A 22,824-nucleotide genomic window follows, 5' to 3' on the forward strand; every position below is an offset into this window, starting at 1 on the left:
GAGGCGGCGGCGGCAAGGCTGCCGGCGGTCAGGCAGGCGGCCAACAGGCGCGGGGCCCGCGGGCGCTTTCCTCCGGCTCCGCTTCTTGCGATTGAATTCATGGGGTCCAGGCTCGGCGATCGCTTGAAAATGCTTACCCAAACGTAAAGCCATGTGGTTAACGTTTGGTTGCGACCACACCCGCCGGAGCACGGTGCCGGGCCACTCCCTGTGGCTGCAACGCCACTAAGTTGTGCAAGGAATGTGGACCGAAAGCCGCAGCAGGCACGGAAATGTGGACAAGAAAAGGCAAAAGCAGTATGGGTCGCCCATGATCAAGCGCGCCGTCAAACTTGTCGAAGCCGGGGCTATCGAATCCGCCCTGCGCACCGTTGCAACCGAAAAGAGTGGTTTGGACGCCCTGCAGGGTGCCCTTACCGGATACCTGGCAGGTCCCTTCTGCAACGCGATCAAGGTGATCGGAAGCATTTCCGGTCGCGTGGTCGTCAGCGGTGTCGGCAAGAGCGGCCATATCGGTTCCAAGATTGCTGCGACCTTCGCGTCGACGGGCACGCCCTCCTTCTTCGTTCACCCGGTGGAAGCCAATCACGGCGACCTCGGTATGATCGCCCGCGACGACGTGATCCTGGCGATGTCCTGGAGCGGCGAGAGCACCGAACTGCACGGCATCCTCTCCTATTCGCGGCGCTTCTCCATTCCGCTGATCGCGATGACGGCCGGCGAGACCTCGACGCTGGCGCGCGAAGCCGACATCGTGTTGCTGCTGCCCAAAGAACAGGAAGCCTGCCCGCACGGTCTCGCCCCGACGACCTCGACGATGATGCAGCTTGCCATGGGTGACGCGCTCGCCGTTGCGCTGCTCGAAGCGCGCGGCTTCACGGCGCTCGATTTCCGCACCTTCCATCCGGGCGGCAAGCTCGGCGCGATGCTGACGCACGTGACGGACATCATGCACACCGGCGACAGCATCCCACTGGTGCCGCTCGGCACCTCGATGCCGGACGCCATCACCATGCTGTCGATGAAGCGCTTTGGCTGCGTCGGCGTCGTGGACGGTAAGGGCACGCTCTGCGGCATTGTCACCGACGGCGACATCGCACGTCATCTCGCGCGCAACCTCGCGGAGCTGACCGTCGACGACGTCATGACGCGCAATCCGAAGATCGTCGCGCCGGCGACGCTTGCGACCAGCGCGATGGGCCTGCTCAACCAGCACAATATCTCGGCGCTCTTCGTCGCCGACGAGGACCGCACGCCGCTCGGCATCGTGCATTTCCACGACCTGCTGCGGATCGGCGTCGCCTGATCTCCGGTCAGGCCGCCTCCACCACCAGATCCCGTCCTGTCCCTGAAACCACCTTCACCTTGGTGCCGGCCGGTAGGTCCGGCCCCATGACAGGCCAGTAGGTGTCGTCGAGACGGATGCGCCCCCGACCATTGACGATCGGTTCGGGGAGGGTCGCCGTGCGCCCGACGAGGCTCGCGCCCCGCTGGTTGAGCAGCGGTTCGTCGGTCGCCTGTTCGCCGGAAGACAGGAAGCGACGGCCGGCAAAGGTCGAGACCACAGCAAGGGTGGCAAAGACGAGAAACTGCAGCTGCCAGACCCAGAAGCCCATCGTCCAGAGCAGGATGGACAGGAGGCCCGTCAATAGTGCGGCAATCCCGATCCAGACGAGGAAGACGCCGGGCAGGGCCAGCTCGGCGGCCAGCAGAAGAAAGCCGAGGAGCCACCAGCTCCAGGGGCCGAGTTCGCTGATCAGGCGCATCAGCATGGCTCAGCTCTCCTCGCTCGGCCGGTCTGCGGCGAAGGGGTTCACCGCCGGTGTCGAACGGCTCGGGCTTACGCGCGGCCGCGGCGGTTGGGGTGCTGCCTCGCCGAAGACCTCGCGGGCGATGGCGCCGATGCCGCCGAGCGTGCCGATGAGGCTCGAGGCTTCCATCGGCATCAGCACGACCTTCGAATTGGAGGCCGTGCCGATCGAGGTCATCGCCTCGGTGTATTTCTGCGCCACGAAGTAGTTGATCGCATTGATGTCGCCGGCGGCGATCGCCTGCGATACCATCTGCGTCGCCTTGGCTTCCGCTTCCGCCAGACGTTCACGGGCCTCCGCCTCGCGGTAGGCGGCCTCACGCTGGCCTTCGGCTTCGAGGATGGCCGATTGCTTGGCGCCCTCCGCCCGCAGGATCTGCGCGTTGCGATAGCCTTCGGCTTCGAGCACCTGGGCACGCTTCTCGCGCTCGGCCTTCATCTGCCGCGCCATGGCGTCGACGAGATCGGCCGGCGGGCGGATGTCCTTGATCTCGACGCGGGTGACCTTGATGCCCCAGGGGCCGACCGCCTCGTCGACGACCCTGAGCAGCCGGTCGTTGATCGCCTCGCGGTTCGAGAGCAGCTCGTCGAGGTCCATCGAGCCCATGACCGAACGGATGTTGGTCATGGTGAGGTTGAGGATCGCATTTTCGAGATTGGCGACCTGATAGGCCGCCTGCGCGGCGTTCAGCACCTGGTAGAAGGCGACGGCGTCGGCGGAGACGCTCGCATTGTCCTTGGTGATGACCTCCTGGGTCGGAACGTCGAGGACCTGTTCCATGACGTTCAGCTTGGCGCCGATCCGCTCGATGAACGGGATAATCAGGTTGAGGCCCGGCTCCAGCGTACGGGTATAGCGGCCGAAGCGCTCGATGGTGTAGCGGAAGCCCTGCGGCACCGTCTTGATCCCGGCAAACAGGACCAGGATGACGAGTGCCACGAGTGCAATGACGACGATGTCCGAACCGGCGAGACCCATTTCTGCCCTCCTCTACACGGTGTCGTAGCAGTTGATCACTTCGGCACGTTAAGCGCAAGAAACAACAGCGGGTTTCGCCGGGAGGAGGTGCGTCAGACCCAGCCCTGCAGCTCGCGGCGCACAACCTTTTCGAGCACGCGCATGCCTTCGGGGCTGTCGTTGAGGCAGGGGATGTGGACGAACTTCTCGCCGCCGTGCTCGTGGAAACTCTCCGCGGCCTCGCCGGCGATCTCCTCCAGCGTCTCCAGACAGTCGGAGACGAAGCCCGGATTGATGACCGCGATCCGTTTTACGCCCTCGTGTGCAAGCTTCTCGACGGTCTTGTCGGTGTAGGGCTGCAGCCATTCCTCCGGCCCGAACCGCGACTGGAAGGTCACCATGAACCGATCCTTCGGCAGGCCGAGACGCTCGCGCAGCAGCCGTCCGGTCTTCTGGCAGAAACAGTGATAGGGATCGCCCTGCTTGAAATAGGATTGCGGGATGCCGTGGAAGGAGGCGAGCAGCATTTCCGGCTGCCAGTCGAGGCCGGCGAGCGTCTTTTCCACCGAGACCGCCAGTGCGTCGATGTATTCCGGGTCGTCGTGATATTGCGGCACGGTGCGCAGCGCCGGCTGCCAGCGCATCGCCATCAGCTTTTCGAAGGCCTTGTCGTTGACGGTCGCCGTCGTGGAGGCGGCATATTGGGGATAGAGCGGGAAGAGCAGGATCTTGTCGCAGCCCGCCGCCTGCAGCGCGTCGATCTTCGTGGCGATGGACGGCTGGCCGTAGCGCATCGCCCAGTCGACGACGACGTTTGGAAGGTCCCGGAGTGCCGCTGTCAGCAGCTCGGACTGGCTGCGGGTATAGGTGCGCAGGTAGCTCTCGTCCTTCTCCTTGTTCCAGATTTCCGCATAGGCCTTGCCGACCTTCTGCGGGCGGGTGTTGAGCACGATGCCGAAGAGGATCGGATACCATTTCCACGGCGACCACTCGATCACGCGCTTGTCGGTCAGGAATTCCTTGAGGTAGCGCCGCATCGAGGCGTAGTCGGTGCCGTCCGGCGTGCCGAGATTGACCAGGAGAACGCCGACTTTTCCGAAGCGAACGGGCGGGTGGTTGGCTGGCAGGTGGGTGAGATCGGCTGTCATTGTCTGTGCTCGTCCTGATCCTGTGTCGCCGCCTCGCAGATTGGGTGAGCGCGGCGCGCGTGAGCCTTTTCTAAAAAGAAAAGCCGGTCCGGGGAAGCCCGGGCCGGCCAGATGTCTGCAGGAAAGCAAGCTTATTTCGCGGGAACTTCGAGTTCCTGGCCGACCATCAGGAAGTCGGGGTTCTTCAGCTTGTTGGCTTCGGCGATCTTCGACCACATCATGCCGTCGCCGAAGAGCTCCTTGGCGATCTTCCAGAGGCTGTCGCCGGCTGCCACCGAATAGGTCTTGACGGTTGCAACCGCCGCGTCGGCAGCCGCCGGTGCGGGGGTTTCCTTCGCGGGTGCCGTTGCGGCCGGGGCCTGTGCAGCGCCGGCGACTTCCGCAACACGGCCGTCGGTATAGGGCTTGTAGGGGCTGTTTTTGGCGATGTACTCGGCCACCACCGTTTCGAGGCCCGGACCGTAGTCGTAGGCGTTGGTGCCGGCGGTCGCGAAGATCTTGTAGCCGTCGCCGCCCGCACGCATGTAGTTGTTGGTCGCGACACCGTAGGTCTTGGCCGGGTCGAGCGGGACGAAAGCATCGCCCTCCTTGACCTCGACGGAGATCACGCGGCTGCCGGCCGGCTTCGATTTGTCGAAGCTGTATTTCAGGCCGGCGACCTGCGGGAAGCGGCCGGCACCTTCCTCGATCTGGCCGAGGCCGTTCTCGAGTGCCGCGACGATGTCGGCGCCCTTCAAGTGGAAGGTGGCGAGCGTGTTCTGGAACGGCAGCACGGTCAGCACTTCGCCCATGGTGACGACGCCGCCGTCGATCGAGGCGCGCAGGCCCCCGCCGTTCTGGATGGCGATCGTGATACCCTGATCCTTGACGCGGTCGACCATGGCGTCGGCGACGAGGTTGCCCATCGAGCATTCCTTGACGCGGCAGACCTCGCGCGAGCCGTCGATGACATCGGCCGACTGGCCGATTTCCTTCTTCTTCAGTTCGTCGATCGGGCCTGCGAGTTCCGCGACCTTCGCGGTATAGCCTTCGTCCGGCTTGACGGAAGCGTCGAGGAGCTTCGGCGCACCCTCGGCCGACTTGACCACGCCGGCATCGTCGAAGACGACCTTCAGGTCGCCCAGATACTTCGAATAGGCGTAGGCGGTCACGATCGGCACGTCGACGCCCGACGGTGACTTGACCAGCGTCGGGTAGGGGCCGGCAGCCTTCTCGTCGGTGCTCGAAAGCAGCGTGTGGCTATGCCCGCCGACGATGACATCGATGCCGTCGACGGCCTTCGCGATCTCCTGGTCCTTGACGTAGCCGACATGCGAGAGCAGCACGATCTTGTTGACGCCTGCGGCCTGGATTTCCTTCACCGCATCCTTCAGATAGCCGATCTCGTCGGCGAAGAGCACATCCTTGCCGGGCGAGGAGGTTTCGTCGGTGTCGCTTGCAAGCACGGAGACGATCGCGACCTTCTCGCCGCCGAATTCCTTGACGATATAGGGCTTGTATTTGTCGGCGATCGGCGTGTTGAGGCCGGCGAGCGTGTTGCCGGAGATCATCGGGAACTTGAGCGCCGCGATGAAGCGGGCGAGCTCTTCCGGACCGTCGTCGAATTCGTGGTTGCCGATCGCCATGGCGTCGAAGCCGATGCCGTTCATGAACTCGGCGATCGGTGCGCTCTTGTAGGTCGTATAGAAGAGGGAGCCCTGGAACTGGTCGCCGGCGTCGAGAACCAGCACGTTGGTGCCGGAGAGTTCGCCACGACGGGTGTCGATCGCCGTCTTCATGCGGGCGATGCCGCCGAAGCACTCGTTCTTGCCAGCCTCTTCCTCCGAGCAGGTCGAATCGTACTTGTTGATCGCCTCGATACGCGAGTGGAAGTCGTTGATGTGCAGGATGTTCAGCTCGAAATCCGCAAAGGCTGCGCCCGCCGAGAGGGCGAGCACGGACACACTCAACAGGCCCAATCGAAATTGTTTCAACATCGGTTTTCTCCTGATATCTGCGGCCTACTTCTTCAGCCGCCGTTCGTATTTCCGCTCGGTATTCAAAGGACTACACTTTGCGGCGATGTTTCCACCAAGTGCCTGCGACCGCAAGAGCAAATGCGCGTGGTCCCCGTCGCTCGACACAGACGTGGTAAACCGGCAAAGCGACAGTTGCGCGAAGAGACGGGTGGTCTTGAGGTCCGCGGTGCGGAAGGCGCACGAGAACGACGCCGGGCCGGTGGCCCGGGCGCTTCATCTGCGAGAATGGAATGCGATCAGGACCGGCGGGCGAGCGAGAACTGTGCACCGCTGTCGGAGGTGCAGTTCAGCTGGTTCGGCGTCACCAGTGCGCAATTGACCTTCGACTGCGTGTTGCGGACGAGCGAGGTCATGTTGATCTCGACCAGGCGATCCGAAATGTTGGCGTAGGTGCCGGAAGCGAGGAGCTGGTTCGTATCGGTCGTGCGCGTGTTGAACGTGCCGCCGGAGAAGGTGGAGGTGATTCCGTTCGGATCGACCCACGTGCCTTCAACGGTCGTCGCCTGACGAACCGGTGGCATCGGGCGCGGGCCACTGGAGTAACATGCCGACAGCGCCGAGGCGCATACCAGCAGAACGCCGAGATTCCTGATTTTCATTCGTGTTTCCCCACATAGTCCGGGCCAGCCTTGACCCGGAACCATGCCGCCAACAAATGGTGAAAGCAAGGCCAAGTATCCGCCTTTGCGCGGTTTTCCAACGTCGAGCGCCGGCGCTTGACCGTTGGCAAAAGAAAACCCGCCGCGCGAGGCGGCGGGCAAGGAGCGGGTGCCCCGGACTGCCTGGATCAGCGAACGAGGATGTTCCGGAATTGCCACGGGTCCTTGGTGTCGAGGTCTTCGGGGAAGAGGCCTGGGCGGCCGTCGAGCGGCGTCCAGTCGGTGTAGTGGCCCTCGACCGGGCCGAGATAGGGCGACTGGACTTCCAGGCAGCGCTTGTAGTCCATCTCGTCGGCCTCGACGATGCCTGCTTCCGGGTTTTCGAGCGCCCAGACCATGCCGGCGAGCACGGCGGAGGAAACCTGCAGGCCGGTGGCGTTCTGGTAGGGGGCGATGCGGCGGGTCTCTTCGACCGACAGGCGCGAGCCGTACCAATAGGCGTTCTTCTCGTGGCCGTAGAGCAGTACGCCGAGTTCGTCGATGCCGTCGACCAGCTCGTCCTCGTCGAGCACGTGCAGCACCGGCTGCGGATTGCCGCCGTTACCGAACATCTCATGGAGCGAGAGCACCGCGTCGTTCGCCGGGTGGTAGGCATAGTGGCAGGTCGGGCGGAAGGTCACTTCGTCGTCCTTGTCGCGAACCGTGAAGTAGTCGGCGATCGAGATCGACTCGTTGTGTGTGACGAGGAAGCCGTATTGCGCGCCCGGCGTCGGGCACCAGCTCCGCACGCGGGTATTGGCGCCTGGCTGCTCGAGGTAGATGGCCGCCTTGCAGCCCTTCTTGTGCTTCTTGGCGTTCTTCGGCATCCACTTTTCGTGGGTACCCCAGCCGAGTTCGGCCGGCTGCAGGCCTTCCGAGATGAAGCCTTCGACCGACCAGGTGTTCCAGAAGACGTCGAGCGGCTTCGGATGCTTCGTGCGCTGGGTGTCGCGCTCGGCGATGTGGACGCCCTTTACGCCGACCTTCTTCATCAGGCGGGCCCAACCTTCGCGGTCGTTCTGGTCCGGCTCGTCGAACTTGAGACCGATCTCGTTGGCGAGATTGACCAGCGCCTGCTTGACGAACCAGGACACCATGCCCGGGTTGGCGCCGCAGGTGGAGACGGCCGTGGTGCCGCCGGGATTCTTCTTCTTTTCCTGACGCGCCGTTTCGCGCAGCGCATAGTTGGTGCGGTCGGCATTCTTCATGTTCTTGTCGAAATAGAAGCCGAGCCAGGGTTCGACGACGGTGTCGATGTAGAGCACGCCGAGCTTGCGGCAGAGCTTCATGAGATCGAGCGAGCCGGTGTCGACCGAGAGATTGACGCAGAAGCCCTGGCCGGTGCCGTCGGTCAGCAGCGGCGTCAGCAAGGTCTTGTAGTTGTCCTTGGTGACATGCGCCTGGATGTGGCGGACGCCATGCTCGGCAAGCAGGGGAGCTTCGTCGTTGCGCGGGTCGATGACGACCATCCGGCTCTTGTCGAATTTGAAGTGACGTTCGATCAGCGGCAGCGTGCCGCGGCCGATGGAGCCGAAGCCGATCATCACGATTGGGCCTGTGATCTCTGCGTGAACCGGATAATCTTGCTTGCTCATTCCACTCTCCTTCAGATGCGCAGTCGACCGCGCGGGCGCCTGCAGAACCTCGCTGCAACGGCCTTTCCGGTTCTCGGAACGCTCTAGATCATAAATTACTGACACAATAAAGAGGCCTCAGGCGGCGCCGTTCTTCTCTTTGTTTGCCGGGAACATGTCGCCGCGCAGGCAGGAAACGAGTTCGTCCCTCTTTTCGGCAAGCCCCTTGTAGTTCACCTGTGCCGCGGTGAGCGCCTCCAGCTGTTCGGCCAGCTTTGCGGCGAGCTCGGCGCCGGCCGGATGGGTGGCGAAAGCGCGGATGGGATCGAGATAGATGCGGATCGTGAAGACGATGTCGCCGGAGACCGGGAGCTTGCGCAAGGTCTGCCGTTCGACCCTGACGATCGCCCTGTCCGCCGCGACTGCCGTCGACGAAGGTTCGACGGGAAGCTTCGCCGTCTGCGGATGGAAAAGGGCGTGGCGCCAGTTGATCGACCAGTTGAACCGTTCGGCCGGCTGGTCTGGATGGAGACCGTCGAAGATGCGATTGACGAGCGTGGCATTGCGCGTGCCGGCCTGAAAACCGGGGACGGCCGCGTGAACCTCCTCCATCGGGCGGCCGAACTTCTCCTTCAGCGACCACGAAGAGGGGAAGGAGAGATGGGCGGCGGCAATCTGCCAGCCGTTCTCGCGCCGGCGCATCAGGACGAGATCGTCCTGCACCAGGAAACCCGCCCGCAGAAGCGGCGGCATCGCCGCGTCGGAAAGGTCGACCGAATGGCCGGCGACGTGCATCACACTGCCGGAGCGGCGGTAGATCTCTCCATGTTCCCGCTGAAGGTAGTCGGAGAGCAGGTCGAGGCATTCCTGCTGACCGGCACGGGTGTCCGGCGCTTCCATGAAGATCTCGTCGGCATAAAGGCCGAAGAGGCGCCGTTTCTCGGCAAGCTCGCCTGCGAGCTGTTCGTCCGGCTCGGTCCAGCGGCGGAGGTCGAGCGGGCGCAGGCCGATGGTGAAGGGCGTCGACGAGCCGTCATAGGGAGTGCGGGGCGGCCTGGCGGATGTCGTGGTGGTCATCTCCATGGCCGCCGCTCCCTCAGGATTTCAGGATTTCGAAACCGGGCGCCGCCGTCGTCAGCAGCGTCTCGGTGACCTCGCAATCGGCGATGCCATTCGTCACGAAGGGATCGGTGGCGGCAAAAGCCTCGATCTCGGCGCGGTCGCCTGTCGCAAGAATGACGCCGCCGGTCCGCGGCACCTTGCGTCCAGAGGCGAGAAACCAGCCGCGCTCGTAGCCATGCTGGAGCCAGGCGAGGTGTTCATCCATGAAGCGGTCGGCTTCTTCGAGGCTCTTCTTGTAGGTGAGCGAGAGTATCAGCATTCAGGTGTCGCTTTCGATGAGTTCGGCCCTGATCAGGCCGCGCAGGGAGTTGCCGACGAAGAACGGCTGGTCCTTGAGGTCCTGCGGACGCAGCAGCGAGCTGCGGGCCTTGCGCTCGCGGATCAGTTCGGCCCGGAGGATGCCCGGCAGCAGTCCGCTCGACAGCGGCGGCGTGATGAATTGCCCGCCGATATCCTCGACGAAGACATTGGTGATCGTGCCTTCGCAGACCTCGCCGCGCTGGTTGAGGAGGAGAACCTCGTCGGCTTCTTCGGGCGTGAATTCCGCTCTCGCGGCCTCGTAGGGTTCCCGGCGCGTCGTCTTGTGGCGGAAAAGGGCATCCTCGGAATCCATCCGGGTCATGGCGATGCGCACCTTCCACACCGTGTCGGGCGCCTGCGGCTCGAAGGGTGTCGCCGTCACTTCGACCTGTCCGCGGAAGTTCATGGTGAGCCGGACGCGCAGCGGCTTATCACCAGTCTTCAGCGCCTTGAGCTTGGCCTCGACGTTCTGCGGCTGGCGAAATCCCAGCGCGTCGGCAGAGCGCGCCAGCCGCCGCAGGTGCTGGTCGAGCCGCCGAAAGCCTTCGCCCGGCTGCCACCGCATGGTTTCGATCAGCGAGAAATCCATTGGTCCCCTACCGCGAATCGCGCCTTCAGCAGGCATTCCTCGTATTCCGCCCCGGCGTTCGAATCGAAGACGATGCCGCCGCCGACATTGAAGATCGCCTCTCCGTTCTTGAAAAGCGAAAGCGTGCGGATGGCAACCGAAAAACGCATCGGCCCCGCCGGGTCGATGTAGCCGATCGCGCCGCAATAGACGTCCCGCGGCCCGACTTCCAGGTCGTGCAGGATTTCCATGGCGCGCATCTTCGGCGCGCCGGTGATCGACCCGCAGGGAAAGAGCGCGGCGAAGATGTCGGCTATGGTGATGCCGGGCGAGAGCTTCGCGCGCACATGGCTCACCATCTGGTGCAGCGTTGGATAGGTCTCGATCTCGAAGAGCTTCGGCACGGAGAGCGTTCCGACCTCGCTGATACGGGAAATGTCGTTGCGCAGCAGATCGACGATCATCCGGTTTTCGGCCTGGGTCTTCTCGTCGGCGAGCATGGCGGCGATGATCTCGCGATCCTCCGCCGACGTCTTTCCGCGGGCGGCCGTCCCCTTCATCGGGTGGGTCTCGATGAAACCGCCCTTGTCTACGGCGAAGAAGAGTTCCGGCGAGCGCGACAGGATGACCGGTCCCTCGAGATCGACGAGCGCGCCGTAGCGTACCGGCTGACGCTCGATCAGCGACCAGAAGGCGGCGAGCGGATCGCCGTCCCAGCGGGCGCGGATCGGCATCGTCAGGTTCGCCTGGTAGCAATCTCCCTCGCGCAGATGCCGGTGCAGCCGGTCGAAGCGGCGCTGATAGGACGGAAAATCCCAGGCCGCGTGCGGCTCGGTGATGAAGGGCGCATTCTCCTTCCGCTGCCGGGGCGCCGCCAGAGGGTGATCGTCGCCGGCCGGTGCATCGAAGACGCCGAAGCAGACGAGCGGCGTTTCGCGATTTTCGGCGGCGAGCGGCGCGAGCTTCTTCTCGAAGAGGTATCCGGCCTCGTAGGAGAAGAAGCCGGCGAGCCACTTGCCGGCCCGGTGGGCCTCATCGAGGCGCGCAAGTGCGGGGAAGAAGCCGTCGGCGTCATGGGCGACGATGATCTCCGACGGCGCGGCAAAGACCGTGCATTCGCCGCGCGTGTCGTCGCGGAATAGAACATAGCGGCCGGCCTCGGCCGGCGATGCGGCGGGCGTCGTCATGGAGTGTCGTCGAGCGCTTCCAGTTCGTCGATGAGGCTTTCGATCATCGACAGGCCCTTGGCCCAGAAGGACGGATCGGTGGCGTCAAGGCCGAAAGGCTTCAGGAGTTCGGAATGGTGCTTGGTGCCGCCGGCCTTCAGGAGCTCGAAATACTTGTCCTGGAAGCCCGCCTCCGCCTGCCGGTAGACCGCATAGAGCGAATTCACCAGGCAGTCGCCGAAGGCATAGGCGTAGACATAGAAGGGCGAATGGATGAAGTGGGGGATATAGGCCCACCACGTCTCGTAGCCTTCCGAGATGCTGATCGCGGGTCCGAGGCTTTCGGCCTGTACCGACAGCCAGAGTTCGCCGATGGTCTCGGCCGTCAGTTCGCCCTCCTTGCGGGCGGTGTGCACCTTGCGCTCGAATTCGTAGAAGGCGATCTGGCGGACGACCGTGTTGATCATGTCCTCGACCTTCTGCGCCAACATCGCCTTGCGTTCGCGCCGGTCCTTCGTCTGGTCGAGAAGGGCGCGGAAGGTCAGCATTTCCCCGAAGACCGAGGCGGTCTCGGCGAGCGTCAGCGGCGTCTGGCACATCAGCGCGCCTTGCGCGCCGGCCAGCACCTGATGCACGCCGTGGCCGAGCTCGTGGGCGAGCGTCATGACGTCCCGCGGCTTGCCGAGGTAGTTGACCAGGACATACGGGTGGGCCGAGGGCACCGTCGGGTGGGCGAAGGCGCCCGGCGCCTTGCCGGGCCGTGCCGGCGCATCGATCCAGCCGCCATCGAAGAAACGGCCGGCGATCGCCGCCATTTCCGGCGCGAACCGGCCATAGGCGGAAAGCACGGTCTCCTTCGCCTCGTCCCAGGGGATTACGCGGTCGGAGCTTTCCGGAAGCGGGGCGTTGCGGTCCCAGTAATTGAGCGTGTCCATGCCGAGCCACTTCGCCTTCATCGCGTAGTAGCGGTGCGAGAGCCGCGGGTAGGCGGCCTTGACCGCGCTTGCCAGCGCATCGACCACGTCCCGCTCGACGCGGTTGGAAAGGTGGCGGCTGTCGGCGATGTCCTCGAACCCGCGCCAGCGGTCGGAAATGTCCTTGTCCTTGGCGAGCGTGTTCGTCACCAGAACGAAGATGCGGATATTCTCCTTGAAGGTCGCCGAGAGCGCGAGCGCCGCTACCCTGCGGCGTTCCGGATCGGCATCCTGCAGAAGGTTGAGAGTGGCTTCGAGCGGCAGCGCCTCGCCGTCGATGGTGAAGCGGAGGCTCGCCAGCGTCTCGTCGAAGAGCCGGTTGAAGGCGCCGGCGCCCGTCATCGACTTTTCGAGGAAGAGCTGTTCGATCCGGTCCTCGAGCTGGAAGGGCTTGTCCTTGCGCAGGTCGACGATCCACGGCCGGTAGTGTCCGGCGGCCGGGTCCCGGTCCATGCAGGCGTTCATGACCGCGTCATCGATGCGGTTGAGTTCGAGCGTGAAGAAGAGGAGGTGTCCCGAAAGATCGGTCAGCTTCGCCTGAACGTCGCCGAAGAACTTGCCGTTCGCGGTGTTCGTCATGTCCGAGTAGTAGGTGAGGCCGGCATAGGAGGCGAGGCGGCCCAGCAGGTCGTCGAGCGCCTCGTATTCGCCGAGCGCGGCACCGATCCCCTGTTCGCCGGTGGCGGCCGCCGCTTCGGCGAGCTTGCCCTTCCATTTCGCTTCGAAGGCGAGCGTGTCCTTCTCCGCCTTTTCGAGGTCGCGCGTGAACTCCGCGGAGGTCGACGATGGATAGAGATCTTCGAGCTTCCAGACCGGCAGCGTTCCGAGTGCGGGCGCGCTCTCGGCGGCCACGGCGGGTTCGGCGGCGAGCACGATGGCGGGGGTCCGGTGTGGGCGCATGGGGCAGTCCTTCCGTTTCAAAGGCGATTGGGGGTCAGGTTTAGAGCAGTCGGCGCCCGATGAAAACCGTACATCGCGACGGAAATTTGCCCGCAGAAGGCATGCCTCCGGCCCGGTTTCACGGGGCAACCTGTGCAAAAACGCGATTCGCTAAAATGCGAATGTTTTTGAAAACCGGATTTTCAAGCCTCTCCGGCAGCCTCGGGGCTCGAAGGTTCACAAACGCATGATGCGTCGGAATGATTCCGGGGAGCTCGAAAAGTGACAGCACACATTCTCGTTATTGACGACGATCCGCAGGAGCGTCGTTCGCTGAAGGCCGTGATCGAAAGCCGCGGTCATGCCGTGCACGTGGCCGAAAATGATCAGGCGGGCCTCGAAGTCCTGAGAAAAATGCGCGGCGAGATCGACGCCGTGCTGCTCGATCTCAAGTCGGGGGAGGGGAACGGCCTCTCCGTGCTGTCGTTTCTCGACCGCCTGCGCTCCGACGTGCCGGTCATCGTCCAGACGGCCGAAAGCGGCACCGACCTGGCGGTGGAGGCGATGCGCGCCGGCGCATTCGACTTCGTGGTCAAACCGACCTCTCTCGAACGGATCGCCACGGCCGTGTCCAATGCCCTGAAACTGCATGAGAGCGATGTCTCCGGCCGTCCGCTCAAGCGCGGACGTTCTGCCTCGGTCTCGTTCAGCGACATCACCGCGGCAAGCGCCGGCATGGCGCGCGTGCTCGAGCTCGGCCGTCGCGCCGTCCAGTCGCACCTCCCGATCATGGTCGAGGGCGAGGCAGGCGTCGGCAAGGAAATGCTCGCCCGCGCCATCCATTCCGCAAGCGAGAGGTCCGGCCGGCCGTTCGTCGCCGTCAACTGTGCGGCGATCCCGCACGCGACCATCGAAGCCGTGCTGTTCGGGCGTCCCGACCAGGACGGAGCCGACGAGGGCCTCATCGGCAAGTTCAAGGAGGCCGACGGCGGCACCTTGTTCATCGAGGAGATCGGCGACCTTCCGCTGCACGCCCAGGCGAAGCTCCTCGAGGCCGTTCAGAAAGGCGAGATCGTCGCTGCCGGCGGCCGCAGTCCCCAAAAGGTCGACGTCCGGATCATCGCCTCGACCAGCAAGGACCTCATCGAGGAGGTCAAGGCGAGCCGCTTCCGCGAAGATCTCTACTACCGCCTCAGCGTCTTCCCGATCACCGTCCCGGCACTGCGCCGCCGGAAGGAGGACATCGTCCACCTGGCACGCGCCTTCGCCGAACGGTTTTCCGCCGAGCAGCGTCTCCAGCGGCCGCTCGGCATCGGCTCGGGCGCGCTCGCGCTGCTGACCGCCTACGACTGGCCGGGTAATGTCCGGCAACTCGAAAACGCCGTGTTCCGCGCGGTGGTTCTCGCCGAGGGCGGCGAACTGACCGAGCGGGATTTCCCGCAGGTCGCCGCGCAGCTTCCGGGTCGCGGCGGGCCGTTTGCGACCTCGCTTACGCGCACCCCGCCACCTGCCGCAAGCGAGCCGCCAGGCACGATATCCGGTTCCCCGTTCGTGGCCGAATCAGGGCACGCCCCGTCGGCCGCGCTCTCCGCCGCCGCGGCAAATGTGGCAGCGAGGGCGAATGTGATCGTCAGCACCGACGAGAGCGGCAATGTCCGCAAGCTTGCGGAGGTCGAAGAGGAACTGATTCGTTTCGCGCTCAAATTCTACCGTGGCCAGATGAGCCAGGTCGCGAGAAAGCTCGGAATCGGGCGCTCGACGCTCTATCGCAAGCTCAGGGACTACGGAATCGATCCGGACAACCCGCAGAAGGATGCAGCTTGAGCAAGGTCAATGCAGCCCCGTTAACGCTCGGGTAAATATATTCCGTTACCAGCAGTAAATCACTTGTTAGACAAGCGTTCACTATATATGGATTGAGTGCAAATCTGTGGCAGTTTTGCCATGGTGTTACCGCATTTGGCATTCATCTGGATAGCGTGGGACGCAGTCTTTCGGACGGGGATTGAATTGCAGATTACGGATGCAACGATCGCGCCTTTCGGCTGTGCCGGGCGCAACGGAAAAGCTGCAAACGCGATTTCTGCCGTCAGGCATCTCTTCCTGGCCTTCGTGTTCGCGGTTCTTTCGCTAACCGCATTTGTCGTTTCCGCCTCTGACGCTGCGGCGGAAACCCGCACGTTGAAGATTCATTTCGTCCATACGGGCGAAAAGGCTTCCATCACCTTCAAGCGCAACGGTCGCTACGATGCGAGCGGTCTGAAGCAGCTCAACTACATTCTCCGTGACTGGCGCCGCAACGAGCCGACGAAGATGAACCCGCGGCTCTTCGACCTCGTCTGGCAGGTCTACCGGCAGGCGGGCGCCAGCGGTTACATCAACGTCGTGTCCGGCTATCGCTCACCCGAGACGAACTCGATGCTGCGCAAGCGCTCCAAGGGCGTCGCCAAGGAAAGCCAGCATATGCGCGGCACGGCGATGGACTTCTATATCCCGGGCGTTTCGCTGAAGACGCTGCGCGAGGTCGGCATGAAGATGCAGGCCGGCGGCGTCGGCTACTATCCGAATTCCGGCTCTCCCTTCGTCCACATGGACGTCGCGGGCGTTCGCTCCTGGCCGCGCATGTCGCGCAATGAGCTCGTCCGGCTCTTCCCGAACGGCAAGACACTGCATCTTCCGAGCGACGGCAGGCCTCTGCCCGGCTACCAGCAGGCCATGGCCGAGTACAAGCAGCGGCTGAGTTCTTCCGATATCGTCGTCGCCGACAACAAGACGCCGGGCAAACGCAAGAACCTTCTCGCCTTCCTGTTCGGAACCGGCGACGAGGACGAGGAAGAAGATGTCGTCGTGCCGAGCGAGCGCCCGGCCACCCGGCAGCAGCCTGTCCTGACGAATTCGCCGCCTGTCATGATGGCCTCGGCAGCACCGCCTCCGGGTGTGGAAACCGCGGCTGCGCCCGTCGTCGAGGCCGCGCCCGCCGAGGCTGCGCCGACGACGTCGGTCGACAACGCACCGGTGCCGCTGTCGCGTCCCTCGCTCCGGCCGCAGACCGGCGATACCAGCCTTGCCGTCGCCCTTTATTCTCCGGCCCGCAATCCGGCTGAAGAGGCGCTGTCACAGGTGGCTTCCGCCACGCCGCAGGGTAGCGAGAACTTCGCCGATCTCGAGACCTACAAGATCCCGGTTCCGACCCTTCTCGGCCAGCGCGGCATGAAGGGCGACGCCGAGAGCGAGATCCTGACGGCGTCGGTCGATCCCACCCAGGCCGGCGAACAGGCCGAAGATTTTGCCGTCCCCGTTCCGATCGGCCGTCCGGCCGTCGCCGAGGCTCTGCTCGCCCAGGCCGACGGCCAGGAAGAGGCGGAGGCCGACGAGGTCGAACAGGCGATCCTGTCGCCTGAAGCCGCCGCGGCGCTTGAGGAGAGCCGTCAGGCCGACGCGGCCGCCGCGGAGACGAAGGAAGCGCCGGTCGAGGTCGCCGCCCTTCATCCGCAGGCCGAGCCCTCGTCCCGGTCCGTCGATTTCGGCGACGTCTTCGACGCTCCGGCGGCGCAGAAGCCGGCAACGTCCGGCATCGAAGCCGGCCTGCCGGCCAAGGGTGGGCGTCCGAGCCGCGCCGATGCCGAGGCCGCGCGCGTCGCGATGACCGGCGGTACGGCACTCACCCAGACGATGCTGTCGCAGTGGGCGATCAGCCAGAACAAGTTCGAAACCGTGGCGAAGCCGGTCAAGGCGCCGCGGGTCGTCAGCCGCGCGCTCAGCGCCGAGCCGGCGAAGATCTACCCGGTCGGCTTCAAGGGCGATGCCCAGCCGGTCGATTCCGGTCGCTTCGGTCCGGTGACCCCCTGACCGACCCGGAACGTTCGGCAGGAACGGGATTTCCAGCAAAAAACCCGCCGGCATCGCCGGCGGGTTTTTCGTTCACAGGCCGTGAGGCTTGCGTTTACTGCGCGTCCGGCGGGGTTTCGATCATGCCGAGCGCATGCAGGTAGGTGTCGAGGATCAGGTCCTCCTCCATCCGCTCCTGCTCGTCCTTCTTGCGCAGCGCGATGACCTTCTTCAGGATCTTGGTGTCGAAGCCCATGCCTTTGGCTTCGCCGTAGACATCCTTGATATCGTCGGCGATGGTCTTCTTTTCTTCTTCCAGCCGCTCGATCCTTTCGACAAAGGCGCGAAGCTGGTCGCGGGCGACGCCGTGGGCATCAGACATGAAATTCTCCTGTATCTCTGGAAACGAATTCGGATCGGTGCTGACCTGCCGCGAAGCGCGGCCCGCGTCAAGACCGGTTCGACGGCTGTGCCCTCATTCCTTCGGTCTGTTGCGCTCGAACGCCGCCTTCTGTTCCTCGTTCGCCTCGCTCTGGTGAAGCGCCTTCCACTCCTCGTAGGGCATGCCGTAGACGTGTTCGCGAGATTCGTCCTTCGAGAGGTCGGTGCCCGCCTCGCGGGCCGCGTCGAGATACCAGTTGGCGAGGCAGTTGCGGCAGAAGCCGGCGAAGTTCATCAGGTCGATGTTCTGCACATCGGTGCGCTTGCGCAGGTGGGCGACCAGCCGGCGGAAGGCTGCGGCTTCGAAATCCCTCTGCTGTTCGGGTGTGAGATCCGTCATGGTTTGCCTCCTCCTCAGGTCTCGTAGGCGCCGGTGCGCGAGGCGAAGCGCTGATAGGCATGCAGCGCCGGATCGGCGTTGAGCGCGGCGAAGATCGGCGCCAGCCGTTCGGCCCAGGCGTCGATGCCGACGTCTCCCGCGATCAGGTCCTGGCGCACCTCGAGCAGCGCATGGGGTATGCCTTTCGTCATGCAGTGGCGGTACATCGTATCGCCCTTCAGCGCACCGTCGTAGGGTTCGTTGTCGCCGACCACGAGGTCTCCGGAGGCGCGCAGGCCATCAAGGAGAGGGCGCACGGCACGGTCGTCGGTGTCCCACAGGACGGCTGCGTGCCAGGGGCGGGGAACGCCCTTCCATGCCGGCGTGAAGGAATGCAGCGAGAGCACGAGCGGTGCCTTGCCGGAGTTCGCCGCGACGCTCTCGATCGTCTCGGAGACGGCGCGGTGATACGGCCGGTGAAACCGCTCGATGCGAGCCTGCCATTCCTCCGCGGTGATCGGATGATTGCCCGGAATGATCGCTCCGTCAGAGATCTTCATGACCAGCGTCGGGTCGTCTTCGCCGCGGTTGGGATCGATCAGCAGCCGCGAGAAGCAGCCGAGCACGGCGGGTACGCCGAGCCGGTCCGCCAGCCGGCGGGTCAGGCCTTCGATCCCGATGTCGTAGGCGATGTGGCGGCGGAAGGCTTCCTCGGGCAGGCCGAGCCGGCCGTACTCGTCGGGGAGCCGGTTCATCGCATGGTCGGCAAGCAGCACCATGCCGCTGTCATAGTGACCGGGTATGATTTCGAATGCAGGGAAGTCTTGCATGGATGAGGGGGTGCCCGTTTGGCTTTGCGGTTTGATGACATGGGGGAAAGCGGAGCGCAAGCTTTCCCATACGTCACGTTTGTGCCAAGATCGCGGTCGATGCTTCAGGTCTGAAATTTAATCGATTAGACTTAAGTTGACATTCCCGCCTCATCATCGCAAGAAAGCAACCGATGCACCAGAATGGAGTTCGATCGGAAATCGTGCCGAAGCGAAATTCGACCAAGAGCGCGCGCGGAAACGTGCGCAACATGAAGGGCCTGATCATTGCCGGAGCCTTCCTTGCTCCCCTGGTGACGGCTGGTGCAGCACATGCCGAATTCAGGGTTTGCAACGGTACGCAGAACCTGGTCGGTGTCGCCGTCGGATACCGCGCCGCGGAAGGGTGGATCACGGAGGGCTGGTGGCAAGTGCCGGCCGCGACGTGCGCGACCCTGATCGAGGGCGAGCTCCAGTCACGTTATTATTATCTCTATGCTGAAGACGCCGCACGCGGCGGCCGCTGGGCCGGCGACATCAAGATGTGCGTCGCCGAGAACGAATTTAAGATCGTCGGCGTACAGGATTGCTACGCGCGCGGCTATCAGCAGATGGGCTTCAAGGAATATGACACCGGCCGCCAGGGCAGCTGGATGGTCCAGCTTTCCGATACGCCCGGCACGCAAGAAAGCCAGAATTGATGAAGCGTAACCGCAAGGTCAAGATCCTCGCCACCCTCGGACCCGCATCCTCCGAAGAATCCATGATCCGAAAACTGCACGAGGCGGGTGCAGATCTCTTCCGCATCAACATGAGCCATGCCAACCACGACGTGATGCGCACGCTGATTGCGCGCATCCGCAGCGTCGAGGCGGCCTGCGGCCGGCCGATCGGCATCCTCGCCGACCTGCAGGGACCGAAGCTCCGCGTCGGCAAGTTCGCAGCGACCACGGTCGAGCTCGTTCCGGGCCAGACCTTCACGCTCGACAATCGCGACGAGCCCGGCGACGACACCCGTGTCTACCTGCCGCATCCGGAAATCCTCGAGGCCGTGAAGCCCGGCCACCGGCTCTTGATCGACGACGGCAAGCTGCACCTGCGGGCGGAAAAATGTGACGGCAAGAGCATCGTCACGACGGTCGTCTCCGGCACCAAGATCTCCGACCGCAAGGGCGTGAGCCTGCCTGACACGCTGCTCGGCGTCGGTGCTCTCACCGACAAGGACCGCGCCGACCTCGATGCGGTGCTCGCGACCGGCGAAGTGGACTGGGTCGCGCTTTCCTTCATCCAGCGCCCTGAAGACCTCGCGGACGTTCGCAAGGTGGCGCGCGGCCGCGTCGGCCTCATGTCCAAGATCGAGAAGCCTCAGGCGATCGAGCGCATCGACGAGATCATCGAGCTCTCCGATGCGCTGATGGTGGCCCGCGGCGACCTCGGCGTCGAGATGCCGCTCGAAGCGGTTCCCGGCCTGCAGAAGCAGCTGATCCGCGCCTGCCGCAAGGCGGGCAAGCCGGTCGTCGTCGCGACCCAGATGCTGGAATCGATGATCTCCGCGCCGGTTCCGACCCGCGCGGAAGTCTCCGACGTCGCGACCGCCGTCTTCGAGGGTGCGGACGCGATCATGCTTTCGGCCGAATCCGCATCCGGCCAGTACCCGGTGGAAGCCGTCTCGACCATGGCGTCGATCGCCTTCACCGTGGAGCGCGAGCCGCATTATCCGGGCATCATCTATGCGCAGCGTGCCCAGCCGGAGGCGACGGGAGCGGATGCCATCTCGCTCGCCGCCCGGCAGATCGCCGAGACGCTGAAGCTCTCATCCATCGTCTGCTACACCTCTTCCGGCACGACCGGCCTGCGCGCCTCGCGCGAGCGCCCGGAAGTGCCGATCATCGCGCTGTCGCCGGTCATCCAGACGGCGCGCCGTCTCTCGGTGGTGTGGGGCCTGCATTGCGTCGTTTCGGAAGAGCCGACGGACCTGGACGACATGGTCAACCGCGCCTGCCGCATCGTCGTTCAGGAAGGATTCGGCAAGCCGGGCGACCGCATCATCATCTCCGCCGGTGTCCCGCTCGGCACGCCGGGCTCCACGAACATGCTGCGGATCGCCTATATCGGGTCGGACGGCCTGAGCGGCGTCTGACGACCTCTGCCGCGAACGCCGAACGAAAAGCCGCCTCCAGGGCGGCTTTTTTGTGCGTGGTTGAAGGGCGTTCGTGTGGGGCTGCTGGCCATGCAGCCGCATGGCGGGCGCCGGTGCCGCAACACCACCCGCTTTAACGCTCCGGCTCCAGCCTCTGCGCCATGGCCTGCAGGTCGTGTTTGCGGCCCGCAATCTTCTCCATCGCCGAAATTGCGAGATGACGTGCGGCATAATCCGGCTTGTGGCCGAGGCCCTTGATCCAGACGAGTTCGGATCCCTCGATGTCGCGGGCTAGTCCGCGAGAATGGATTTGCGCCAGAACGATGTCGTCGCTGTCACCCGTGACGATCACCGTCGGCGCCTTGATCTCGCGATAGCGGGGCGAGAAACGCGACACATAGCCGTGCAGATTGGCGACATCTTTCGCATTGGCGCGGAAGGTGGCGGGGCGCAGAACGAGAGCAGGGGCGGTGTCTGCGACATAGGTATCGGGACGTGGATTGGGGGCGAAGACGTTACGGGTGGCGGCTTCCAGCCGCGCCATGCCGGCATGCAGCGCCACCGTATGGCAGAAAAGGGGGCCGAGGACCGGCGTGGAGGCCAGGCGATAGTACCAGTCCACGCCACCCGGCCAGGGATGCGTCGCTGGCGCAAGGAACAGCAGGCCCACGGTCTTGTCGGGGTACAGAACGCCGAAGCTCGCCGCGATCGCACCGCCGAAGGAATGGCCGACGATGATCGCCCGCTCGATGCCGCGCTTTTCCATGAGCAGCGCGATGGCCGCCGCCTGGCCGTCCGGATAGGCGTTTTCCGAACCGCCGCGTTCGGAATAGCCGTGACCCGGGCGGTCGACGAAGAGCAATTCGGCGCGGTCCCGGAGCGGTTTCAGGAACGTCGTTGCCTGGTCGCGCAGATTGCCGCTGGCGCCATGAATGAAGACGATGGGCGGAAGGTCCGGATTCCGCCCGGCCGGGACGTGCAATGCGTTGATGGCGAAACCGCCGAGATCAGTTTTCTCGCCGATATTGGGGACGCTCTGTTCGATCGCGCGGGCCCGCAGCGCAGTGCCGGCGGCAGAGAGCGATGCGATACCGACAAGCGAGGCGAGGGCGGAAAGGAGCATGATTCGAATTCGGAAGGTTCGGGGCCGGGTCAGAGGCTGTGGATCGACGGAGGCACACTCACGTCCGGCTGCCGGCGAGCTTCTCCGAGAGCTTCGTCACCAGGTCCTGTGCTTCTCGGTCGGCCGGGTAGATCTCGAGGTAACGTTCCCACGCCTTCAGCGACATTTCCTCCCGGCCGCGTTCCGCGAGGATCGCCGCCATGCCGGCGAGCGCACCGAAGTGACGGGGCTCGATCGCCAGCACATGCTCGATGTCGGACATCGCCTTGCCGTAGTCGTTCATCGTGTAATGCAGCGTGGCGCGCTGGTTCCAGGCGCCGGCGAAGTCCGGTCTCAGGGTAATCGCCTGATCCAGGAAGTCGAGCGCGGCAGGATTGCGCCTCTCCTTGATCGCCTCGGCCGCCCACTGCATCAGGAGGTCGATGGTCGGGCTGCCGGAGGTGTTCCAGTGGGTGGTGATCTCCGCGGCGATTTCGCTCGCCGCTTCCGGGTCACGTTCTCTCTTCAGGTCCGTCAGAAGGGCCTGGATGTCTTTGACCGATTCGTCGCCGAGCGTCTGCGCCTCGGTCTCCGTGGAGGTGGGGCCGATGTCCTGGGAGAGGGCCGGACCGCAGGCGACAAGGAGGCCCGCAATCATGAACGTGCAACGAAAATAGCGCATGCGGTTATGATAGACCGCCTGCGCTATGTTTCAAACTCAAAATCAAGAGAGGGCGCGGCTGTCGCTTCTCTCCATTCGCTCCGGAAAATCCGGCCGATGGCGTGCGACGGCGGCGCGTCCCGCAGATCAGCCCTGGCGGGCCTTGAAGCGCGGGTTCTGCTTGTTGATGATGTAAACGCGACCCTTGCGGCGAACCAGACGGTTATCGCGATGACGGGCCTTGAGCGCTTTCAGCGAATTCTTGATCTTCATTTTCCTGATCCGCAACGGTTGCCGGGGAACTTTCGATTCGCCCGTTGTCTTCAACAATCAAAAGCGCGCCGCGGGGCGCGCTCCTTTAGGGTTGGT

22 protein-coding genes are annotated in these 22,824 nt (G+C 64.3%); 5 read left to right on the forward strand and 17 right to left on the reverse strand.

All coding sequences use genetic code 11. From position 1 onward, the window contains the following. The first annotated feature begins 310 nt into the window (after positions 1 to 310). Positions 311 to 1,306 carry a KpsF/GutQ family sugar-phosphate isomerase gene (locus tag EUU22_RS10925; RefSeq protein WP_129332032.1) on the forward strand — a complete coding sequence of 332 codons (996 nt, stop codon included), beginning with the start codon at positions 311 to 313 and terminating at the stop codon, positions 1,304 to 1,306. 7 nt (positions 1,307 to 1,313) lie between these two features. Here EUU22_RS10925 and EUU22_RS10930 read toward each other — a convergent pair whose 3' ends face one another. The 11 genes from EUU22_RS10930 to EUU22_RS10980 form a co-directional block, all read right to left on the reverse strand. Further along, positions 1,314 to 1,772 (reverse strand): NfeD family protein, encoded by a 459-nt coding sequence (locus EUU22_RS10930; protein WP_129332033.1) that lies wholly within the window; start codon positions 1,770 to 1,772, stop codon positions 1,314 to 1,316. Positions 1,773 to 1,775: 3 nt separating this feature from the next. Beyond that, positions 1,776 to 2,789 carry an SPFH domain-containing protein gene (locus EUU22_RS10935; RefSeq protein ID WP_129332034.1) on the reverse strand — a complete coding sequence of 338 codons (1,014 nt, stop codon included), beginning with the start codon at positions 2,787 to 2,789 and terminating at the stop codon, positions 1,776 to 1,778. A 92-nt stretch (positions 2,790 to 2,881) separates the two neighbouring features. Next, entirely contained in the window at positions 2,882 to 3,916 is a 1,035-nt protein-coding gene (gene hemH, locus EUU22_RS10940) for a ferrochelatase (RefSeq protein WP_129332035.1), read from the reverse strand. A 131-nt stretch (positions 3,917 to 4,047) separates the two neighbouring features. Beyond that, positions 4,048 to 5,892 carry a 5'-nucleotidase C-terminal domain-containing protein gene (locus EUU22_RS10945; RefSeq protein WP_129332036.1) on the reverse strand — a complete coding sequence of 615 codons (1,845 nt, stop codon included), beginning with the start codon at positions 5,890 to 5,892 and terminating at the stop codon, positions 4,048 to 4,050. A 278-nt stretch (positions 5,893 to 6,170) separates the two neighbouring features. Next, positions 6,171 to 6,533 (reverse strand): outer membrane lipoprotein Omp10, encoded by a 363-nt coding sequence (omp10, locus tag EUU22_RS10950; RefSeq protein ID WP_129332037.1) that lies wholly within the window; start codon positions 6,531 to 6,533, stop codon positions 6,171 to 6,173. A 188-nt stretch (positions 6,534 to 6,721) separates the two neighbouring features. Then, the gene (locus EUU22_RS10955) at positions 6,722 to 8,167 is read right to left on the reverse strand and encodes a homospermidine synthase (RefSeq protein WP_129332038.1); all 1,446 of its coding nucleotides are present in this window, start codon (positions 8,165 to 8,167) and stop codon (positions 6,722 to 6,724) included. A 117-nt stretch (positions 8,168 to 8,284) separates the two neighbouring features. Continuing rightward, entirely contained in the window at positions 8,285 to 9,229 is a 945-nt protein-coding gene (locus tag EUU22_RS10960; protein ID WP_342635420.1) for a heme-dependent oxidative N-demethylase family protein, read from the reverse strand. Positions 9,230 to 9,242: 13 nt separating this feature from the next. Then, positions 9,243 to 9,527 (reverse strand): YciI family protein, encoded by a 285-nt coding sequence (locus tag EUU22_RS10965; protein WP_129332039.1) that lies wholly within the window; start codon positions 9,525 to 9,527, stop codon positions 9,243 to 9,245. Next, positions 9,528 to 10,157, reverse strand: coding sequence for an aminotransferase class IV family protein (locus EUU22_RS10970; protein WP_129332040.1), 630 nt, complete (start codon positions 10,155 to 10,157; stop codon positions 9,528 to 9,530). Continuing rightward, positions 10,142 to 11,323, reverse strand: coding sequence for an aminodeoxychorismate synthase component I (locus EUU22_RS10975; protein WP_129332041.1), 1,182 nt, complete (start codon positions 11,321 to 11,323; stop codon positions 10,142 to 10,144). Before EUU22_RS10975 ends, EUU22_RS10970 begins: the two co-directional genes overlap by 16 nt. Then, positions 11,320 to 13,176 carry a M3 family oligoendopeptidase gene (locus EUU22_RS10980; protein ID WP_129332042.1) on the reverse strand — a complete coding sequence of 619 codons (1,857 nt, stop codon included), beginning with the start codon at positions 13,174 to 13,176 and terminating at the stop codon, positions 11,320 to 11,322. Before EUU22_RS10980 ends, EUU22_RS10975 begins: the two co-directional genes overlap by 4 nt. 261 nt (positions 13,177 to 13,437) lie before the next feature. Between EUU22_RS10980 and EUU22_RS10985 the strand changes: the two genes are divergently transcribed. Further along, a complete protein-coding gene (locus EUU22_RS10985) occupies positions 13,438 to 14,979 on the forward strand; it encodes a sigma-54-dependent transcriptional regulator (protein ID WP_129332043.1) in 1,542 nt (513 codons plus the stop codon). 120 nt (positions 14,980 to 15,099) lie between these two features. Beyond that, positions 15,100 to 17,004 (forward strand): peptidoglycan L,D-endopeptidase MepK, encoded by a 1,905-nt coding sequence (gene mepK / locus EUU22_RS10990; RefSeq protein WP_129332044.1) that lies wholly within the window; start codon positions 15,100 to 15,102, stop codon positions 17,002 to 17,004. A 94-nt stretch (positions 17,005 to 17,098) separates the two neighbouring features. On the opposite strand, the gene EUU22_RS10995 is transcribed toward mepK, so the two are convergent. From EUU22_RS10995 to EUU22_RS11005, 3 genes are all read right to left on the reverse strand, one after another. Next, the gene (locus tag EUU22_RS10995) at positions 17,099 to 17,365 is read right to left on the reverse strand and encodes a DUF2312 domain-containing protein (protein WP_129332045.1); all 267 of its coding nucleotides are present in this window, start codon (positions 17,363 to 17,365) and stop codon (positions 17,099 to 17,101) included. Positions 17,366 to 17,458: 93 nt separating this feature from the next. Then, positions 17,459 to 17,764, reverse strand: a complete 306-nt coding sequence (locus EUU22_RS11000) for a DUF1244 domain-containing protein (RefSeq protein ID WP_129332046.1) — start codon at positions 17,762 to 17,764, stop codon at positions 17,459 to 17,461. Positions 17,765 to 17,778: 14 nt separating this feature from the next. Beyond that, a complete protein-coding gene (locus EUU22_RS11005; RefSeq protein WP_129332047.1) occupies positions 17,779 to 18,573 on the reverse strand; it encodes an N-formylglutamate amidohydrolase in 795 nt (264 codons plus the stop codon). Positions 18,574 to 18,824: 251 nt separating this feature from the next. On the opposite strand from EUU22_RS11005, the gene EUU22_RS11010 reads away from it, so the two are divergent. Together EUU22_RS11010 and pyk are read left to right on the forward strand one after the other, a co-directional pair. After that, entirely contained in the window at positions 18,825 to 19,253 is a 429-nt protein-coding gene (locus EUU22_RS11010) for a DUF1036 domain-containing protein (RefSeq protein WP_129332048.1), read from the forward strand. Beyond that, positions 19,253 to 20,692: a pyruvate kinase gene (pyk, locus tag EUU22_RS11015; RefSeq protein ID WP_129332049.1), complete on the forward strand. Its 1,440-nt coding sequence runs from the start codon at positions 19,253 to 19,255 to the stop codon at positions 20,690 to 20,692. Before EUU22_RS11010 ends, pyk begins: the two co-directional genes overlap by 1 nt. 133 nt (positions 20,693 to 20,825) lie before the next feature. On the opposite strand, the gene EUU22_RS11020 is transcribed toward pyk, so the two are convergent. From EUU22_RS11020 to ykgO, 3 genes are all read right to left on the reverse strand, one after another. Then, complete coding sequence (locus EUU22_RS11020; RefSeq protein WP_129332050.1) at positions 20,826 to 21,815, reverse strand: alpha/beta fold hydrolase; 990 nt, start codon at positions 21,813 to 21,815, stop codon at positions 20,826 to 20,828. Positions 21,816 to 21,873: 58 nt separating this feature from the next. Beyond that, positions 21,874 to 22,476, reverse strand: coding sequence for a tetratricopeptide repeat protein (locus EUU22_RS11025; protein WP_129332051.1), 603 nt, complete (start codon positions 22,474 to 22,476; stop codon positions 21,874 to 21,876). Between the two features lie 126 nt (positions 22,477 to 22,602). Continuing rightward, positions 22,603 to 22,728 (reverse strand): type B 50S ribosomal protein L36, encoded by a 126-nt coding sequence (ykgO, locus tag EUU22_RS11030; RefSeq protein WP_003497670.1) that lies wholly within the window; start codon positions 22,726 to 22,728, stop codon positions 22,603 to 22,605. Positions 22,729 to 22,824: the final 96 nt, after the last annotated feature.

Source organism: Ciceribacter ferrooxidans (assembly GCF_004137355.1).
Classification (GTDB): Bacteria; Pseudomonadota; Alphaproteobacteria; order Rhizobiales; family Rhizobiaceae; genus Allorhizobium; species Allorhizobium ferrooxidans.

What these genes read in the sequence shown, in the direction of transcription:
- EUU22_RS10925 (WP_129332032.1), top strand. Translation starts at nt 311, where the DNA reads ATGATCAAGCGCGCCGTCAAACTTGTCGAAGCCGGGGCTATCGAATCC.
- EUU22_RS10930 (WP_129332033.1), bottom strand. Translation starts at nt 1,772, where the DNA reads ATGCTGATGCGCCTGATCAGCGAACTCGGCCCCTGGAGCTGGTGGCTC.
- EUU22_RS10935 (WP_129332034.1), bottom strand. Translation starts at nt 2,789, where the DNA reads ATGGGTCTCGCCGGTTCGGACATCGTCGTCATTGCACTCGTGGCACTC.
- hemH (WP_129332035.1), bottom strand. Translation starts at nt 3,916, where the DNA reads ATGACAGCCGATCTCACCCACCTGCCAGCCAACCACCCGCCCGTTCGC.
- EUU22_RS10945 (WP_129332036.1), bottom strand. Translation starts at nt 5,892, where the DNA reads ATGTTGAAACAATTTCGATTGGGCCTGTTGAGTGTGTCCGTGCTCGCC.
- omp10 (WP_129332037.1), bottom strand. Translation starts at nt 6,533, where the DNA reads ATGAAAATCAGGAATCTCGGCGTTCTGCTGGTATGCGCCTCGGCGCTG.
- EUU22_RS10955 (WP_129332038.1), bottom strand. Translation starts at nt 8,167, where the DNA reads ATGAGCAAGCAAGATTATCCGGTTCACGCAGAGATCACAGGCCCAATC.
- EUU22_RS10960 (WP_342635420.1), bottom strand. Translation starts at nt 9,229, where the DNA reads ATGGAGATGACCACCACGACATCCGCCAGGCCGCCCCGCACTCCCTAT.
- EUU22_RS10965 (WP_129332039.1), bottom strand. Translation starts at nt 9,527, where the DNA reads ATGCTGATACTCTCGCTCACCTACAAGAAGAGCCTCGAAGAAGCCGAC.
- EUU22_RS10970 (WP_129332040.1), bottom strand. Translation starts at nt 10,157, where the DNA reads ATGGATTTCTCGCTGATCGAAACCATGCGGTGGCAGCCGGGCGAAGGC.
- EUU22_RS10975 (WP_129332041.1), bottom strand. Translation starts at nt 11,323, where the DNA reads ATGACGACGCCCGCCGCATCGCCGGCCGAGGCCGGCCGCTATGTTCTA.
- EUU22_RS10980 (WP_129332042.1), bottom strand. Translation starts at nt 13,176, where the DNA reads ATGCGCCCACACCGGACCCCCGCCATCGTGCTCGCCGCCGAACCCGCC.
- mepK (WP_129332044.1), top strand. Translation starts at nt 15,100, where the DNA reads ATGGTGTTACCGCATTTGGCATTCATCTGGATAGCGTGGGACGCAGTC.
- EUU22_RS10995 (WP_129332045.1), bottom strand. Translation starts at nt 17,365, where the DNA reads ATGTCTGATGCCCACGGCGTCGCCCGCGACCAGCTTCGCGCCTTTGTC.
- EUU22_RS11000 (WP_129332046.1), bottom strand. Translation starts at nt 17,764, where the DNA reads ATGACGGATCTCACACCCGAACAGCAGAGGGATTTCGAAGCCGCAGCC.
- EUU22_RS11005 (WP_129332047.1), bottom strand. Translation starts at nt 18,573, where the DNA reads ATGCAAGACTTCCCTGCATTCGAAATCATACCCGGTCACTATGACAGC.
- EUU22_RS11010 (WP_129332048.1), top strand. Translation starts at nt 18,825, where the DNA reads ATGAAGGGCCTGATCATTGCCGGAGCCTTCCTTGCTCCCCTGGTGACG.
- pyk (WP_129332049.1), top strand. Translation starts at nt 19,253, where the DNA reads ATGAAGCGTAACCGCAAGGTCAAGATCCTCGCCACCCTCGGACCCGCA.
- EUU22_RS11020 (WP_129332050.1), bottom strand. Translation starts at nt 21,815, where the DNA reads ATGCTCCTTTCCGCCCTCGCCTCGCTTGTCGGTATCGCATCGCTCTCT.
- EUU22_RS11025 (WP_129332051.1), bottom strand. Translation starts at nt 22,476, where the DNA reads ATGCGCTATTTTCGTTGCACGTTCATGATTGCGGGCCTCCTTGTCGCC.
- ykgO (WP_003497670.1), bottom strand. Translation starts at nt 22,728, where the DNA reads ATGAAGATCAAGAATTCGCTGAAAGCGCTCAAGGCCCGTCATCGCGAT.